At 64.6% G+C, this 14,715-nt stretch carries 15 protein-coding genes (1 of these 15 running past the window's edge); 10 read left to right on the top strand and 5 right to left on the bottom strand.

The window, feature by feature from the left end:
• The first annotated feature begins 35 nt into the window (after positions 1-35).
• Together cydD and cydC are read left to right on the top strand one after the other, a co-directional pair.
• Positions 36-1,748 (top strand): thiol reductant ABC exporter subunit CydD, encoded by a 1,713-nt coding sequence (gene cydD / locus FMA36_RS01525; protein ID WP_159260261.1) that lies wholly within the window; start codon positions 36-38, stop codon positions 1,746-1,748.
• The gene (gene cydC, locus FMA36_RS01520) at positions 1,745-3,442 is read left to right on the top strand and encodes a thiol reductant ABC exporter subunit CydC (RefSeq protein WP_159260259.1); all 1,698 of its coding nucleotides are present in this window, start codon (positions 1,745-1,747) and stop codon (positions 3,440-3,442) included. Before cydD ends, cydC begins: the two co-directional genes overlap by 4 nt.
• Here the strand turns inward: cydC and FMA36_RS01515 are convergent.
• Positions 3,432-3,578, bottom strand: coding sequence for a hypothetical protein (locus FMA36_RS01515; RefSeq protein WP_159260258.1), 147 nt, complete (start codon positions 3,576-3,578; stop codon positions 3,432-3,434). The two genes, cydC and FMA36_RS01515, sit on opposite strands and share 11 nt — an antisense overlap.
• Between FMA36_RS01515 and FMA36_RS01510 the strand changes: the two genes are divergently transcribed.
• The 5 genes from FMA36_RS01510 to thiL all read left to right on the top strand — a co-directional run bounded on the left by FMA36_RS01510 (position 3,577) and on the right by thiL (position 7,998).
• Positions 3,577-3,951, top strand: coding sequence for an OmpA family protein (locus FMA36_RS01510; RefSeq protein WP_159260255.1), 375 nt, complete (start codon positions 3,577-3,579; stop codon positions 3,949-3,951). The genes FMA36_RS01515 and FMA36_RS01510 overlap by 2 nt on opposite strands.
• A 23-nt stretch (positions 3,952-3,974) precedes the next feature.
• A complete protein-coding gene (recQ, locus tag FMA36_RS01505) occupies positions 3,975-5,804 on the top strand; it encodes a DNA helicase RecQ (RefSeq protein WP_159260253.1) in 1,830 nt (609 codons plus the stop codon).
• A 47-nt stretch (positions 5,805-5,851) separates the two neighbouring features.
• Complete coding sequence (gene nrdR / locus FMA36_RS01500) at positions 5,852-6,358, top strand: transcriptional regulator NrdR (protein WP_159260251.1); 507 nt, start codon at positions 5,852-5,854, stop codon at positions 6,356-6,358.
• A 72-nt stretch (positions 6,359-6,430) separates the two neighbouring features.
• Entirely contained in the window at positions 6,431-6,976 is a 546-nt protein-coding gene (gene nusB, locus FMA36_RS01495; protein WP_159260249.1) for a transcription antitermination factor NusB, read from the top strand.
• Between the two features lie 23 nt (positions 6,977-6,999).
• Positions 7,000-7,998 (top strand): thiamine-phosphate kinase, encoded by a 999-nt coding sequence (thiL, locus tag FMA36_RS01490; RefSeq protein WP_159260247.1) that lies wholly within the window; start codon positions 7,000-7,002, stop codon positions 7,996-7,998.
• Between the two features lie 64 nt (positions 7,999-8,062).
• On the opposite strand, the gene FMA36_RS01485 is transcribed toward thiL, so the two are convergent.
• Positions 8,063-9,223 carry a hypothetical protein gene (locus FMA36_RS01485; RefSeq protein WP_159260245.1) on the bottom strand — a complete coding sequence of 387 codons (1,161 nt, stop codon included), beginning with the start codon at positions 9,221-9,223 and terminating at the stop codon, positions 8,063-8,065.
• A 156-nt stretch (positions 9,224-9,379) separates the two neighbouring features.
• On the opposite strand from FMA36_RS01485, the gene FMA36_RS01480 reads away from it, so the two are divergent.
• Positions 9,380-10,177, top strand: a complete 798-nt coding sequence (locus tag FMA36_RS01480; RefSeq protein WP_159260243.1) for an SDR family NAD(P)-dependent oxidoreductase — start codon at positions 9,380-9,382, stop codon at positions 10,175-10,177.
• A 257-nt stretch (positions 10,178-10,434) separates the two neighbouring features.
• Positions 10,435-11,409 carry a glucokinase gene (gene glk, locus FMA36_RS01475; protein WP_159260241.1) on the top strand — a complete coding sequence of 325 codons (975 nt, stop codon included), beginning with the start codon at positions 10,435-10,437 and terminating at the stop codon, positions 11,407-11,409.
• A 237-nt stretch (positions 11,410-11,646) separates the two neighbouring features.
• Here the strand turns inward: glk and FMA36_RS01470 are convergent, their stop codons facing one another.
• Positions 11,647-12,120: a hypothetical protein gene (locus tag FMA36_RS01470; protein ID WP_240906444.1), complete on the bottom strand. Its 474-nt coding sequence runs from the start codon at positions 12,118-12,120 to the stop codon at positions 11,647-11,649.
• A gap of 45 nt (positions 12,121-12,165) precedes the next feature.
• The gene (locus FMA36_RS01465) at positions 12,166-12,417 is read right to left on the bottom strand and encodes a hypothetical protein (protein WP_159260240.1); all 252 of its coding nucleotides are present in this window, start codon (positions 12,415-12,417) and stop codon (positions 12,166-12,168) included.
• A gap of 32 nt (positions 12,418-12,449) precedes the next feature.
• Between FMA36_RS01465 and FMA36_RS01460 the strand changes: the two genes are divergently transcribed.
• Positions 12,450-14,150, top strand: a complete 1,701-nt coding sequence (locus FMA36_RS01460) for a thiamine pyrophosphate-binding protein (RefSeq protein ID WP_159260238.1) — start codon at positions 12,450-12,452, stop codon at positions 14,148-14,150.
• Positions 14,151-14,260: 110 nt separating this feature from the next.
• Here the strand turns inward: FMA36_RS01460 and FMA36_RS01455 are convergent, their stop codons facing one another.
• Positions 14,261-14,715: the 3' portion of a hypothetical protein gene (locus tag FMA36_RS01455; RefSeq protein ID WP_206065153.1), read on the bottom strand. The gene runs 43 nt beyond the window's last position; 455 of the gene's 498 nt are visible here — the last part of the coding sequence; its start codon lies off the right edge, out of view; it ends in the stop codon at positions 14,261-14,263.

Genomic DNA, 14,715 nt, shown 5'->3' with positions numbered 1-14,715 from the left:
TCCCTGTGTCGTGTCATTCGGTATAGGGAGCGGTCATGAACGATGACAAGACAGTGATGAAGGCGTGGACCCGGGCACAGTCGCGCCTGGGGCGCAGGCAGGCCATGCCTGTCGTGTTGCTGGGTCTGGCCATATCCGCCGTTGCCGTGGGGCAGGTGTGGTGCATCGCCACCGTGCTGGCCTGCGTGCTGGTGCCCGGTGGCATGCCGGTTGTTGCGTGGCCGCTGGCCGGGCTGGTCGGGCTGGCGGTGGTGCGCGCAGGCCTGCAGGCCGCATCCGATACATTGGCCGCGCGCGCGGGCATGAAGGGGCGCGCCCGCCTGCGTGGCGGCGTGATCGAGGCGATCATGCGTGGCGGGCCGGGCCTTTTGCGCCAGCACCATACGGGCGAGCTGACCGCGCTGGCCGTTGACCGGATCGAGGCGCTGGACGGATTTTTCGCCCGCTGGCTGCCCGCATCCGTGCTGTGGGTGGCCGCACCCTTTGTCATCGGGGTGCTTGCGGCGTTCGTGCAGCCGGGCTCGGCGCTGATCATGGCCATCTGCGGCCTTGCCGTGCCGTTTGGTCAGGCGTTGTTCGGCATCGGGGCGGCGGTGGCCTCGCGCAACCAGTTCCTGGCCATGACCCGCCTGCAGGCGCGTTTCCTTGACCGGGTGCGCGGCATCGCCACCATTGTCCTGTCTGGCCGCACGGAGGATGAAACCCGCAGGCTTGCCGCGAGCGCCGAGGAACTGCGCCTGCGCACCATGAAGGTGCTGCGCGTGGCCTTCCTGTCTTCCGCCTCCATTGACTGCGCCATGGTCGTGGCCCTTGTGCTCATCGCGCTGCGCAACGGTGCCCACCTGATGGACCTGCATGAGCAGGGCGTGCCTGCTGCCGTTATGGCCGGGCAGGTGGCGCGCGGGCTGTTCGTGGTGCTGGTGGTGCCGGAATTCTTTGCTCCCTTCCGCAGTCTCGCCCTGGCCTATCAGGACCGGGCGCATGCCTCGGGGGCCGCGAGTGCCATGCGCATCCTGCCCGATGCCACGCCCGCGCGGGTTGGCGGCCAGGCGGTGTGCGACATGACGGGGGGCGTGGCAGTTGCCTTCGAGCATGTCAGTTTCGCATGGGATGTCGCACGCGGCATGGCGGTTGATGATGTGTCCTTCAGCGTGCCCGCGGGCCAGACGCTGCTGCTGTGCGGCGTGTCGGGTTCGGGCAAATCCACCATCATCGAACTGCTGCTCGGCTTCATCCAGCCTGCCAGCGGGCGCATCACATTCAATGGCGTGGACATGACCACGCTGGCGCCTGAAGCGCTGGTGGCCATGACCTCGTGGATCGGGCAGAAGCCGGTGCTGTTTGCGGGCACGCTGCGCGAGAACATCCTGTTTGCCCGCCCCGATGCAACGGAAGACCAGCTTCACGCCGCAGTTACGGCGGCAGCGGCCGGAGATTTCGTGGCCAGCCTGCCCCACGGGCTTGATACCTTTATTGGCGAGGGCGGCTTCGGCCTGTCTGGCGGCCAGGCGCAGCGCGTGGCGATTGCCCGCGCCTTCCTTAAAGATGCGCCGCTTGTGGTGCTTGATGAGCCAACCGCGCATCTCGACCCCGACACCGAGGCAGACGTGTTTGAAAGCCTGCGCCGCCTTGCCGCCCGGCGCACCGTCATCCTGGCCACCCATTCCAGTGCCGTGGCCGGGTTTGACGGCCAGCGGATTGACCTGGCGCAGGGCCATGTCGTGACCAGTGGGGAGAAAGTATCGTGAAATCCTCACAGACAAGGGAACTGAACCGTGAGGCTCGGCGCGAGGGCGTGCTCGCCCCCGTGGGGCACATCTTGCAGATCTGGCAGCATCGCGCGCCGCTGCTCACGGCGGGCGCGCTGCTGTCGCTGCTCGCCCTGATCATCGGCCTTGTGCTGATGCGCGAGGCAGGCATCCGTGTCGCGGCCATGACCATGGGCATGATCGTGGTCACCACCGGGGCGCTGCGCATCTTTGGCAGTGCGCGGGTGATCCTGCGCTATGCGGAGCGGCTGGTCGCGCATGATGCCATGTTCCGCGCGCTGGCCGATGTGCGGGTGTGGTTCTTCCGCCATCTTGCGCGCGGGGCGGCGGCGGGGCTTGGCTTCCGCCGCGCGGGTGACCTGCTCTCGCGCCTCGTGTCGGATGTCGAGACGCTGGACGGGCTTTACCTGCGCATCATCATTCCGCTGGCGGGCGCGTGCCTTGTACTGCCCTTCCTGTTCATTGCCATCAACATGGTCAGTTCCGTGCTGGCCGTGGTGGTGTGCGCGCTGTTTGCCTGCGGGGCATTCGTGCTGCCGTTCTGTGCTGCCATGATGGGGCGGCGCGAAGGCGGGCTGGTCAACCATGAGGCGGCGCAACTGCGCGTGGGCGTGCTCGACATGGTGGGTGGCCTGCGTGAGATCGCGACCTTCGGGGCGGAGGGGCGCATGCTTGACCATGTGCGCGACCGTGATGCCGCACTCTGCCGTGCGCAGATGAAGCAGGCCCGCATGCTGGCGCTGGCTGGTGCTGCCTCCTACCTGTGCGGGCAGGCGGCGGTTGTTGCGGTTCTGGCGGCGGCCCTGGGTCTGGGCCTGCCGCGCATTGCCCCGCTGCCTGCCGCAGCCGTGCTGTTCCTTACGGTTGCGGCCTTCGAGAGTATTGGCGGGCTGACGCGCGCGGGCGCGCTTGCGGGCAACATCACCCGCGCCGCCGCCCGCGTGGTGGCGGTGGGCGACCTGCCCGAACATGCCCCGCTCGAAGGCACGCAGCCTGCGCCTGCGGGCACAGACATCCGCTTCGAGCAGGTTTCTTTCCGGTGGGATGAGGCCCGCGCGCCGGTGCTTGATCGTCTTGACCTGAGCATTCCCGCAGGCCAGCGCATTGCGGTCATGGGACCTTCGGGGGCGGGCAAGTCCACGCTGGCGGCACTCCTGCTCAAGGTAGTGGGGCCGCAGGCGGGGCGCATTACGCTGGGCGGCGAGGATATCGCCACCATCCGCGACGAGGCGATGCGCGAGCGGATTGCCTGGCTGTCACAGGCCACGCATCTGTTTACCGATACGATTCGCGCCAACCTGCTGCTTGGCCGCCCGGATGCCACCGAGGCCGACCTGTGGGCGGCGCTCGAGCAGGCCCGCGTGGCCGACGTGGTCCGCGCCCTGCCTGATGGGCTGGATAGCTGGCTGGGTGAGGGTGGTGCCAGCGTATCCGGCGGGCAGGGGCGGCGCCTGGCGCTGGCCCGCGTGCTGCTGTCGCGCGCGCCGATCCTGATCCTTGATGAGCCGGCCACCGGGCTTGATGCCCAGACCGAGCGTGAATTCCTGCTTACCCTTAATGAGGTGACGGAAGGGCGCACGGTCATTCTGATCGTGCACCGGCTGACGGGTGTGGAAAAGCTGGATCAGGCATGGCGTATCGTGGGTGGTAAAACCGTGGCGGCTACGGCATGAAGGGGCCATCCCGCCTGCCGAAAGGATTGACGTGCCCCGCCCCAGCGGGCACGAAGTAGCGGAAAACCGGATCGGACACACCTCCAGGCTGGGCGCGGTCCGTCATGCATATCTGAAACGGGAGTAACTCCATCATGCGTCGCCTGTCCCTTCTTCTTGGTCTCGGTCTGCTGACAGGATGCGCTGGTGGCCATCCGGGCAAGTATGTCGTGTTCTTCACCCCCAATTCGGCCCAGCTTGATGCCCCGGCCCAGACCGTGATCTCGCAGGCAGCCCAGCGCGCGGTGGCAAACAATGCCAAGGTGCGCGTTGAAGGCTATGCCGCTGCCAGCCATGACCTGTCGGCCGATGAACTGCTGGCCATTGACCGCGCCAAGATCGTGGCCCGTCAGCTTGCGGTTGACGGCGTGGATGCAGGCCATATCAGCCAGCAGCCGCGTGGCCCGATGAACAACGAAGACGGTGCGCTCGCTTCGCGCCGGGTCGAGATCGAGGTCGGCGGACACTGAGCGAAGGCCCCGCTTTTCATGATATGACGGCGCCCGAAGGCAGCACGCGCGACCCGCGCGCGGTGCTGGCCGAGGTTTTCGGCTTTCCCGATTTCCGTGGCCTGCAGCAGCAGGCGGTGGCGGAGGTCATGGCCGGGCGCGACTGTCTGGTGCTCATGCCCACCGGCGGCGGCAAGAGCGTGTGCTATCAGGTGCCCGCCCTTGCCCGGCCCGGCACGGGGCTGGTCATATCCCCGCTGATTGCGCTGATGGATGATCAGGTTGCCGCCCTGCGGCAGCTTGGTGTCAATGCGGGCGCCCTGCATTCCGAGCAGGAGCCTGACGACGCCGCCCGCGTGCGCTCGGACCTGATGGCAGGCAGGCTCGACATTCTCTACGTCTCGCCCGAGCGCCTGCTCTCGCCGGGTATGCTTGACCGGCTCGGGCGGCTGACGCTCTCGGTCATAGCCATTGACGAGGCGCACTGCATCTCGGCCTGGGGCCATGAATTCCGCCCCGAATACCGTGAACTCGCGGCATTGCCGCAGCATTTCCCCAATGTGCCGCGCATAGCGCTCACCGCCACGGCGGATGCGCGCACGCGTAGCGACATTCTTGAAGCCCTGGCCATGCCCGACGCCACGGTGCTCAAGGCCAGCTTCCACCGCCCCAATCTCGATATTGCGGTCAAGCCCAAGACATCGGAAATCCGCCAGCTTACTGCCATTCTCGACCGGCATCGCGGGGCGGCTTCCATTGTGTATTGCGGCAGCCGCAGCAAGACCGAGCGTGTGGCCCGCTCGCTGGCGGGCAAGGGCTATGCGGCGCTGCCGTTCCATGCCGGTCTCTCGCCGGTGGAAAAACGCGCCGCACTGATGCGCTTCCGCTCGGGCGAGCCGGTGGTGATCGTGGCCACCATCGCCTTTGGCATGGGCATCGACCGGCCCGACGTGCGCGCCGTGGTGCATCTCGACATGCCTTCCTCGCCCGAAGGGTATTACCAGCAGATCGGCCGCGCCGGGCGCGATGGCGAGCAGGCGGAAACCGTGCTGCTTTATGGCGGCGATGACATGGCGCGCGCACGGTACTGGCTGGAGCAGTCCAACGCGCCGGATGCGCAGAAACGCATTATGAGCGCGCGGCTCGAAGCCATGATTGCCCTGACCGAAACCACGGGCTGCCGCACCCAGGCGCTGCTTTCGTGCTTTGGCGAGGAACTTGATGAAGCCTGCGGCCATTGCGACAACTGCCGCAGCCCGGTGGCCACGTTTGATGGCACGGTAGCCGCGCAGAAGGTACTCTCGGCCATTTACCGCACCGGCCAGCGCTTTGGCGCGGTGCATGTGGCGGGCGTGCTGCGGGGCAAGGCCTCGGACATGACGGCGCGGCACGGGCATGAAAAGCTGAGCGTGTTCGGCATAGGCCGCGACCGGCCCGAGCCGTTCTGGCGCGGCGTGATCCGCCAGCTTATCGCGCGGGGCGCCATCAGGGTAACGGGCGAATATAACGCCCTTGCCCTTGAGGAAGGACGCGCGCGGCCCATATTGCGGGGCGAGGAACCGATCATGCTGCGCGAGGACGCGACCGAGGATCTCAAGGCCGCGCGCGGCACAGGCGGCACGCGCCCCGCCATGGCCGACCTCACGCCCGAGGCCGCTGCCCGCTACGAGGCGCTGCGCAGCTGGCGGCTGGGCGAGGCGCGCGAGCAGGAAATTCCGCCCTATGTCATTTTTCATGATGCGGTGCTGCATGATATTGCCCTCGAGCGCCCGACCACGCTTGATGAGCTTGGCATGATCCGTGGCGTGGGCGGCTCGAAGCTGGCCCGCTATGGCGAGGCGGTGCTCGATGTGCTGGCGCAAACCGGGGCCTGAGTCCGCGCCACGCGTGCTTTTGCCCCCAGATCAGGAACAGCTTGCCCATGCGTTGCCCTTTTTGCGGACATGACGACACACAGGTAAAGGACAGCCGCCCGCATGAAGATGGGGCGGCCATTCGCCGCAGGCGCATCTGTGGCTCATGCGGGCAGCGCTTCACTACCATCGAGCGCGTGCAACTGCGCGATCTGGTTGTGATCAAGGCGGATGCCCGGCGCGTGCCCTTCGAGCGCGACAAGCTCGCGCGCTCGGTCAAGGTTGCGCTGCGCAAGCGCCCGGTTGATGCCGAGCGGATCGAGCGGATCGTCAATGGGCTGGTGCGCAGGCTTGAGGCGATGGGGGAGACGGACATTCCCTCGCGTGATATCGGGCGGCTGGTGATGGAAACGCTGCGCGAAATTGATTCGGTAGCCTATATCCGCTTTGCCAGCGTGCACTGGGATTTCCGTGAAACCAAGGATTTTGCTGATATTCTGGCCACGATTTCGACCGCCGGGCCAGGCGAGGGCGGCGAGGACTTTCCGCCTTCCGGCCCGAAAGACAAAGATTGAACTGGACCCCGCCGCCCAAAGAGGCGATGAAGCCGTGATTTTGCAGCAACGCCACAGCAGGAGTAACGCGCCATGACACAGACAGACGGCGACCGGCAGCCCAAGGTCCGTTCCCGCACCGCTTCACGCGTGGCAGCGGTGCAGGCCCTGTTCCAGATCGAGCAGGGGCGTGAAGGGGCGGAGCAGGTCATCAACCAGTTCAACCGCCATCGCCTTGGTGGGACCGGTTCCGAGTATGCCGAAGGCCAGGTGCCCGATGCCGATGCGCGGCTGTTCGGCATTGTGGTGCGCGGGGCCATGGCCCGGCAGGAGCGCATTGACGCGCTGCTGCACGAGATCCTGCCCGCGTCGTGGCCGCTGGCCCGGCTTGACCCGGTGCTGCGCGCCATCATGCATGCGGCAGGCGGCGAGATGCTGGCAGCCGACCCCGCACCCGCGCGCGTCATCATCAATGAATACATGGATATCGGCCACGGCTTCCTGGCTGGTGATGAGCCGCGCATGCTCAACGGCGTGCTCGATGCCCTGTCACGCCGCGTGAACGAACCGGCGCCTGCCGCCACGGCCGAGGCGGCGCAGGACGTCGTTGATGAAGCACCCGACAGCCCGGCTTCCTGAGGCAGGGAAAAAGGAGGGCGGCCATGGCACCGGAGCGCGCCGGGGAGAACGGCCTTCCAGCTGAATTCGGCTTCATTGCCCGCGTGTTCCGCCCGCTGGCGGGTGATGGCGCTCTGGACCTGCGCGATGATGCAGCCGTGTTCACGCCCCCCGCAGGGCGGCAGCTTGTTGTTGCGGCGGATGCCATGGTCGAGGGTGTGCATTTCCTGCCTGATGACCCGTCGCACACCATTGGCCGCAAGCTGCTGCGCTGCAACCTGTCCGATCTTGCGGCCATGGATGCAACGCCTCTGGGCTACCTGCTGACCGTGTCCATGCCACCTGCGCGTGATGAGGCTTGGTTTGCCGGTTTTGCGGCTGGCCTCGCGCAGGACCAGCAGCAGTTTGCCATTACCCTGCTTGGTGGCGATACCACCGCCACATCCGGCCCGCTGGTGCTCTCGCTCACCATACTGGGGCATGTGGCGCCGGGCATGGCGCTACGGCGCAATACCGCGCGGGCAGGTGACGGCATATGGGTAACCGGCACGATTGGCGATGGCGCCATGGGCCTGCTGGCGCGGCAGGGGCAGGTGCCCGATCCCGATGGCTTCCTTGCCAGCCGCTACCAGTTGCCGCGCCCGCGACTGGGGCTTGAACTCGGTGGCATTGCCTCGGCAGGCATGGATGTGTCGGACGGGCTGGTGCAGGATCTGGGGCACCTGGCGCGCGAGAGCGGGGTGGGTGCGGTCATCGAAGCCCCACGAGTGCCGCTTTCGCCAGCCGTGCATGCGCTTGGCTCTGCATGGCTGGCGCAGTGCCTGACAGGCGGCGATGATTATGAACTGCTGCTGGCCGTGCCGCCGGCAAAGGAATCCAGTTTACTGGCCCATGCTGCCCGCGTGGGCGTTGCCGTGACCCGTATTGGCCGGATGGTGCCGGGGGCGGGTGTGCAGGTGCGTGATGAGGCAGGCAACGAGATGCCGCTCGCCCGGCGGGGCTGGAGCCACGTGGCCGAACCGAAGGCAAACTCCAAAAAATAAAAAAGCTTCGCAGGAACGCCACCTTCCTGAAAAAAGGCGGCATCCGGAAACTTTTATTTTTTTCCTATTCTTCCAAGGGGCGGTCATACACCCGGTAGCGCTTGCATGGCTCGGGCGTGATGCGCTCGATCAGGCGGCGCATCGATGTGTTGGTTTCCAGCACCCAACCCAGTTCGATGGTGCGGTAGGGCAGGCTGTGGCCACGCTTCATGAGTTCGGTAATGGCCAGTGCGGGCATGATCGCACCAAGGGCGGTGCCATCAAGCACGGAGCTTACGCCAAGCAGGATCACGCGGGCGGAATGGAACTCGTGGCGCAGCAGGCGCTTGCCCAGCTTGAGCCAGCCCAGCGGCGAGGGGGCGCCGTTCAGGTCTGCCGAGATGTCGAACACGTTGGGCACCACCAGCGCCACGCAGACCGGCTTGCCCGCCTGTTCGATCAGCACGAAATGCTCGGGCTTGAGCAGCGGCTTCATCTCCACGATCATGGATTCGATATCTTCGCGCGCCAGCGGGATCGAGCCCCAATTATTGCGCCAGGCATCGTTGTAAAGCTGGCGCAGGATCTCGCCATCTTCCTTGATGCGGTCCATGCGCAGGCCGCGCGTGGTGACATTGCCCAGCCGGCCTTCGCCCAGCCGCAGGCTGGCGGGCACGAGATGGGCTTCCTCCGCATCAGGCCCAGTGTGCATCTGGTAGGCCACCAGGTCGCGCACCTTGGTGCAGCCGCAGGCCTCCATCATGCCCGGCAGCCATTTTGGGTGCCACGGCATGGCCACCATGGGCAGCGCGTGGTGACCTGACAGCATCATCCCGAACTCGCCGTTGCTGTCGAGCGTCTGGGGGCCGCGCATGGACTTCATGCCGCGCTGGCGCAGCCAGGTGCCTGCGGCATCAAGCAGGGCGGATACCACCTCAAGGTCGTCAATCGCATCGAGCGCGCCAAAAAAGCCGATCGGCTCGCCATAATGTTCCATCGAGACCGGATCGATCTGTGCCGAGATGCGGCCCACGGCCCGCCTGCCGCGCATGGCGAGGAAATACTGCGCCCGACCATTGCGGAAAAAGGAGTTCTTGCGCGGGGTGAGCAGGTCGCGCTGGGTGAGGTCGAGCGGCGGCACATAGCCTGGCAGCCCCGCATAGAGGTGGCGGGGCAACTGGATGAAGGTGGTCATCTGACGAAAGCCGGAAACGGGTATGATAGTAAGACGATCGGTTTCGTTCATGACCGGTTCGTTGCATCCTGAACATTACCGGCATCGACCTTCATTCCGTGGCAAAACGGGGCAGGCTATGCAGGCATGGGTTGAAAGAAATGATTCGGTGGTCCGTCCTGTTGTTGTGCTCATGGCACAGATGGACCCCGAAAAGGAAGATGGACAATGACAGTAAGCTCTGCATCACGCACGGATGAAGGCCGATACGTGCTCATTACGGGGGCCTCGAGCGGGATAGGAGCGGAACTGGCATGGCTTTATGCAGCCCAGAGGCGGCCGCTGCTGCTGTGGGGGCGTGATGCCGGGCGGCTTGATGCGGTGGCGGCGCGCGCGCGCGGGTGCGGCGTTGCGGTCGAGACCCGCGTGCTTGACCTGGCGGATGGGGCCGCCGCCATCGCGGCCCTGCGCGCCGATGATGCGGCCCATCCCATCGGCATCGCCATTCTTGCCGCAGGGCTTGGCGACATGCGCCGCAGCGATGATGTGGTGGAAAAGGCGGAGGACGTGCTGCGGCTGGGGCTGGTCAATTATGCCACCCCTTCCGCCATGGCGGCGGCGGCGGCCGAATGCATGGTGCCGCGCGGGCGGGGGCATATCGTCATGCTCAGTTCGGTCGCGGCCTTTCATGCGCTGCCGTTTGCAGCCGCCTATTCCGGCTCAAAGGCCGGGCTCAAGCGCTTTGCCGAGGCCCAGCAGATGGCCCTTGCACCTTTAGGCATCGGGGTGACGCTGGTCTCGCCAGGGTTTGTCGATACGCCCATGAGCCGCCGCGTGGTGGGGGCCAAGCCCTTCCTGCAAAGCGCGCCCTCTGCCGCGCGCCGCATTGCGCGCGCGGTGGCGCGTAACCAGCCCCATCTTGTCTTTCCGTTCGTGTTCTCGGTGCTGCGGCTGATCGACACATTGGTGCCATGGCCGCTCAAGCGGCGCATCCTTTCCGCCATCAGGGCGGACCAGACGGACTGATTTCAATGCGTGCGCGGGACTTAATAAAATGTATTTTAGTCCCGATTGTGGGGATTGTGGCTATTTTGTGACCTCGATCAATGAAATACCGACCCGACTGGTCTTTTTTCATACCCGAGACGTGAACCCATGGGCCTGCAAAGCCTCAATTCATCTGCCTGTTGCATGCAATGCCGGGGGCGGGCACACTTGCAGGCCGTTTTTATTACAATGATGCAGGCAGCAAGCTGCCGTATGGCCACGGAGCGTGACCGGACATGAAAGAGATCGTAGCAGTTGACATTGGTGGAACCCATGCGCGGTTCGCCATTGCCCAGGTGGACCAGGGCCGTGTCGTCACGCTGGGGGAGGCCACGACCCTGAAATGTGCTGATCACGCCAGCCTGCAGCTGGCATGGGAAGCCTTTGCCCGCGTGGTCGACCGCCCGCTGCCCAAGGCGGCCGGCATTGCAGTGGCGTGCCCGATCAAGGGCGATATCCTCAAGCTGACCAACAACCCGTGGGTGATCCAGCCTGCGTGGCTGCCGGTCAAGCTGGGGGTGGACGAACTGATCCTGGTCAATGACTTCGGCGCGGTGGCCCACGCCGTGGCGCAGGTTGGCGTGGACAGCCTCCAGCATATCTGCGGGCCTGACATTCCGCTGCCCGAGCAGGGCGTGACCACCGTGGTCGGGCCGGGCACGGGGCTGGGTTCGGCTTATATCGTGCGGCGCAAGAATGGTTATTTCGTGTGTGAGACCGAGGGTGGGCATATCGATTTCTCGCCACTCGACCAGTTGGAAGACCGGATCCTGACCGTGCTGCGCCGCCGTTACCGCCGCGTGTCGGTCGAGCGCGTGGTATCCGGGCCGGGCCTGCTGAACCTGTATGAGGCGATTGCCGAGATGGGAGAACTCTCGGTCAAGGCGCGTGATGACAAGGCCCTGTGGACCATGGCGCTGGAAGGCTCGGACCCCGTGGCGGCCGCTGCCCTCGAGCGCTTCTGCCTCAGCCTGGGCACCGTGGCGGGCGATCTTGCGCTGGCGCAGGGTGGCAGTGCCGTGGTGATTGCAGGCGGCCTCGGGCTGCGCCTGGCCAAGCACCTGCCCAATTCTGGTTTTGCCGAACGCTTTGTGGCCAAGGGCCGGTTCGAGGGCATGATGTCGGAAATGCCGGTAAAGCTGATTACCTATCCGCAGCCCGGTCTGCTCGGTGCGGCCGCAGCCTTTGCCGAGGCTTACCGCCAGGACTGAGAGCCTGTTTGAAATTGGCTGCTTTATAAAAACAAGACCAACCTGTGGATGCCGCTTTTTTGCAAAAAAGAGCGGCATTTTTTTCAGAACTGGTTTGAAAACAGATTATTGATAAAAAATAAGAACAGTTTTTTGGTGTCACCTTTTTTCAAAAAGGCGACTTTTTTTGAAACTCTTTGAAGAAAGCTGCACCAAAAATTTTTTCTGAACAGGCATAAGGCTTGCGTGAGACCGCCTTCAGCCGCGCCACAGATGGCCGGGCATCGCATCGTAATGCCGGGTCAGGAAATCAAGCAGCAGTGCGAGCACCTGCCCCATATGCTGCGGGTCATGACGGGCATGGCGGGCAAGTTCGGGCAGGGGGCGCTGATCGATCATGGCGGCGATGAGCACGCGCTCGTAACGTGCGCCGATAATATCATGAATATGCCGGTACCGGCTGATCGACCCGCTCCGTCCGTTGAGCGGGCGGCGTGACAGGCCGAGCGATGTCCGGTCAAACAGCGGGTCTTCGAGCCCCATCACGCCAATCCGGTAATCCGTGGCCCAGAACCGTGCCGCCTCGACCTGGCGGGCGGTAATGATGCCATCATGGCGCAGGGTCTCGATAATGACGGGAAGGGCCGGGTCATGATCCGCCTGCGTGCCGTGGGCGGTTGTCTGGGCAGTCGGGGGCACGGGACTGTCGGCAGGCAAGGGGCGTACTTTCATGGTCGCGTAAGCATGTATCATCTTCGCGTTGTGGTGGGTGGTCAATCACAAGATGCACGCTTGTGCCGCCATGCGCCGTGCGCCTGTGCCGGTCTTCCATAAAAAAACGGCATCACCCGGGTGCAGGTGATGCCGTAAGTTTCCGTGGGAAGGGTTGGGAAATCGACGGTTGGGAATCTGTCGGAGAGCCCACGGGTTGTATTCTTGATAATGATAATCATTATTATTATCAAGATAAAAATTGACGCCTGCTTCCTCCCCCCGCTGCTGGACCCGCACCCCGAAACGTGTTGCCATGATCCACACCTTCAAAGCAGGCAGGGAACAGCATGGCCATTACACCGCTTGAGGTCGCGGCACGAAGAACGGGAGGGCGGCGCGGCGCCGATATCCTTCTGGAAATTCTGGAAAGTGAGGGGGTCCGCTATATCTTTGGCAATCCCGGCACGACGGAACTCCCCCTGATCGATGCCCTGCAGCGCCGCCCGGACCTGAAATATATCCTGGCCCTGCAGGAGGCGAGTGTTGTGGCCATGGCCGATGGTTATGCGCAGGCAGCAGGCCGCCCCGGCTTTCTCAACCTGCATACGGCAGGCGGGTTGGGGCATGGCATGGGCAACCTGCTCAATGCCAGCGTATCGCAGACACCGCTGGTGGTGACGGCGGGCCAGCAGGATTCGCGGCATACCATCTCCGACCCGCTGCTGTTTGGCGATCTGGTCAGCATTGCCACCCCGGCGGTGAAATGGGCGCAGGAAGTGCTGCATGCCGACCAGTTGCCCGTGCTGGTGCGCCGCGCCTTTAACGATTCGATGGCAGCGCCTTCGGGGCCGGTTTTCCTGTCGCTGCCCATGGATGTGATGGAAGAGGCCAGCGAGATCGACATCGGCAGTCCTTCGGTCATCAACCGAGCGGCCATAGCCGGCGGCCTGCCCGAACTTGCCCATGCGCTGGCGGGCATTACGCCGGGGCGGCTGGCCATCATCGCGGGTGATGAGGTGCATGGGGCGGATGCCGCAGCACAGGTCGCCGCCGTGGCCGACATGCTGGGGGCGCCGGTTTATGGCGCGTCGTGGCCCTCGCGCATTCCGTTCGCCACGTCGTGCCCGCTCTGGGCAGGTAACATGCCCACGCGCGCCACCGATATTGCCAGTCGCCTGGCGGATTATGATGCGATCTTTGCACTCGGCGGCAAATCGCTCATCACCATCCTCTATTCCGAGGGCTCGCCCGTGCCGCCGGGCTGCGCGGTCTATCAGGTCTCGGCCGATGCGCGTGATCTTGGCCGCACGTTCCAGACGCCGCTTTCCCTCGTGGGCAATATCCGCGCCTCGCTTGACGTGCTGCTGCCTCTTCTCCAGCGCGAGACCGAACCCTGCCGTGCGGCCCATGTTGCCGCACGTGGAAAAGTCGTGGCGGCCCGCGCCCGCAGGCGCCTTGAGGCCGAAGAACTGGTGGCGGATCATCAGGGTGATGCGGTCATAGCCCCCTGTGTTGCCGCCTACGAGGCCGTGCGCGCCATTGGCCCCCAGGTTGCCATTGTGGATGAGGCCATTGCCACGTCGTCCTACACGCGCATGTTCCTCAACAGCGACTGGGCGGCGCAGTATTCCTTCCTGCGCGGCGGCGCGCTGGGCTGGGGCATGCCGGCTGCGGTGGGGGCTTCGCTGGGGCTGGGGCGCGAGCCGGTGGTCTGCCTGGTGGGAGATGGTGCGGCCCTTTATTCCCCGCAGGCGATCTGGACTGCGGCGCATGAGCAGTTGCCGGTAACATTCGTGGTGATGAACAACCGCGAATATAACGTGCTCAAGGGTTTCATGCGCGGGCAGACGCATTATGTCTCGGCCCGGCAGGGCAATTTCCTGGCGATGGATCTGTGCGATCCGCCCATTGATTATCAGGCGATGGCGACTTCATACGGGCTCGAAGCGCGGCAGATCACACGAGCGGCCGATATTGCCCCGGCCATTGAGGCGGCGATGGCCTCAGGGCGGCCCAACCTCGTCGAGATCGTGATCAGTACGGTCTAGTGAGTTGAGGGCGCTTTTCAAAAAGCTTCGGAAGATGTCGCCTTTTTAAAGAAAGGCGACGCCCGAAACTTTTCTTCTTTTTTATTAATAATCTGTTTTTAAATGCGCTTTTAGCGGATGGGGAAGCTGCAGACTGCAGGCGTAGCCTCGACCCGCTCACCACCGGGATTGACCTTCAGGGTCAGGCGCATGACGGCAGCGGCCAGATGCGCTCCGCTCGTGTGCATGGTCGCCTTGATGTCAACGCCGTGGTTGTTATCGAGTACTGTCACGTTGCGGCCCCGGCCAATCGTGCCTTCGGCCCGCACCGACCAGTACGTGCCATTGATATCGGACAGGCGGGCGAGGTTATAGACCTTTCCTTCGCCCCGCAGTGTGCTGTAGCCGATTCCCACAGCGCCGCCGCCCGTGATCTTGACCGGGTAGGAATGGCCACCAAAATAAAGCCGTCCCTTGCCCCATGAATAGCCACCGGCAAGGGCAGCGTCATGCAGGCGAAAGCACAGCGAAGCCGTTGGCTGGCCCAGCGCGTCAGCCGCCCAGGCGGAGGGGGCGGCCAGTAGTC

Source organism: Komagataeibacter xylinus, from assembly GCF_009834365.1.
GTDB lineage: Bacteria > Pseudomonadota > Alphaproteobacteria > Acetobacterales > Acetobacteraceae > Komagataeibacter > Komagataeibacter xylinus_D.
This window is presented reverse-complemented; position numbering and strand designations above follow the sequence as displayed.

Bases quoted from the DNA above. Each gene is read 5' to 3' on its own strand.
- nrdR (WP_159260251.1), top strand. From the start codon at position 5,852: ATGCGTTGCCCTTTTTGCGGACATGACGACACACAGGTAAAGGACAGC.
- FMA36_RS01510 (WP_159260255.1), top strand. From the start codon at position 3,577: ATGCGTCGCCTGTCCCTTCTTCTTGGTCTCGGTCTGCTGACAGGATGC.
- thiL (WP_159260247.1), top strand. From the start codon at position 7,000: ATGGCACCGGAGCGCGCCGGGGAGAACGGCCTTCCAGCTGAATTCGGC.
- FMA36_RS01515 (WP_159260258.1), bottom strand. From the start codon at position 3,578: ATGATGGAGTTACTCCCGTTTCAGATATGCATGACGGACCGCGCCCAG.
- nusB (WP_159260249.1), top strand. From the start codon at position 6,431: ATGACACAGACAGACGGCGACCGGCAGCCCAAGGTCCGTTCCCGCACC.
- FMA36_RS01465 (WP_159260240.1), bottom strand. From the start codon at position 12,417: ATGGCAACACGTTTCGGGGTGCGGGTCCAGCAGCGGGGGGAGGAAGCA.
- FMA36_RS01485 (WP_159260245.1), bottom strand. From the start codon at position 9,223: ATGAACGAAACCGATCGTCTTACTATCATACCCGTTTCCGGCTTTCGT.
- glk (WP_159260241.1), top strand. From the start codon at position 10,435: ATGAAAGAGATCGTAGCAGTTGACATTGGTGGAACCCATGCGCGGTTC.
- FMA36_RS01470 (WP_240906444.1), bottom strand. From the start codon at position 12,120: ATGAAAGTACGCCCCTTGCCTGCCGACAGTCCCGTGCCCCCGACTGCC.
- cydD (WP_159260261.1), top strand. From the start codon at position 36: ATGAACGATGACAAGACAGTGATGAAGGCGTGGACCCGGGCACAGTCG.
- recQ (WP_159260253.1), top strand. From the start codon at position 3,975: ATGACGGCGCCCGAAGGCAGCACGCGCGACCCGCGCGCGGTGCTGGCC.
- FMA36_RS01480 (WP_159260243.1), top strand. From the start codon at position 9,380: ATGACAGTAAGCTCTGCATCACGCACGGATGAAGGCCGATACGTGCTC.
- FMA36_RS01460 (WP_159260238.1), top strand. From the start codon at position 12,450: ATGGCCATTACACCGCTTGAGGTCGCGGCACGAAGAACGGGAGGGCGG.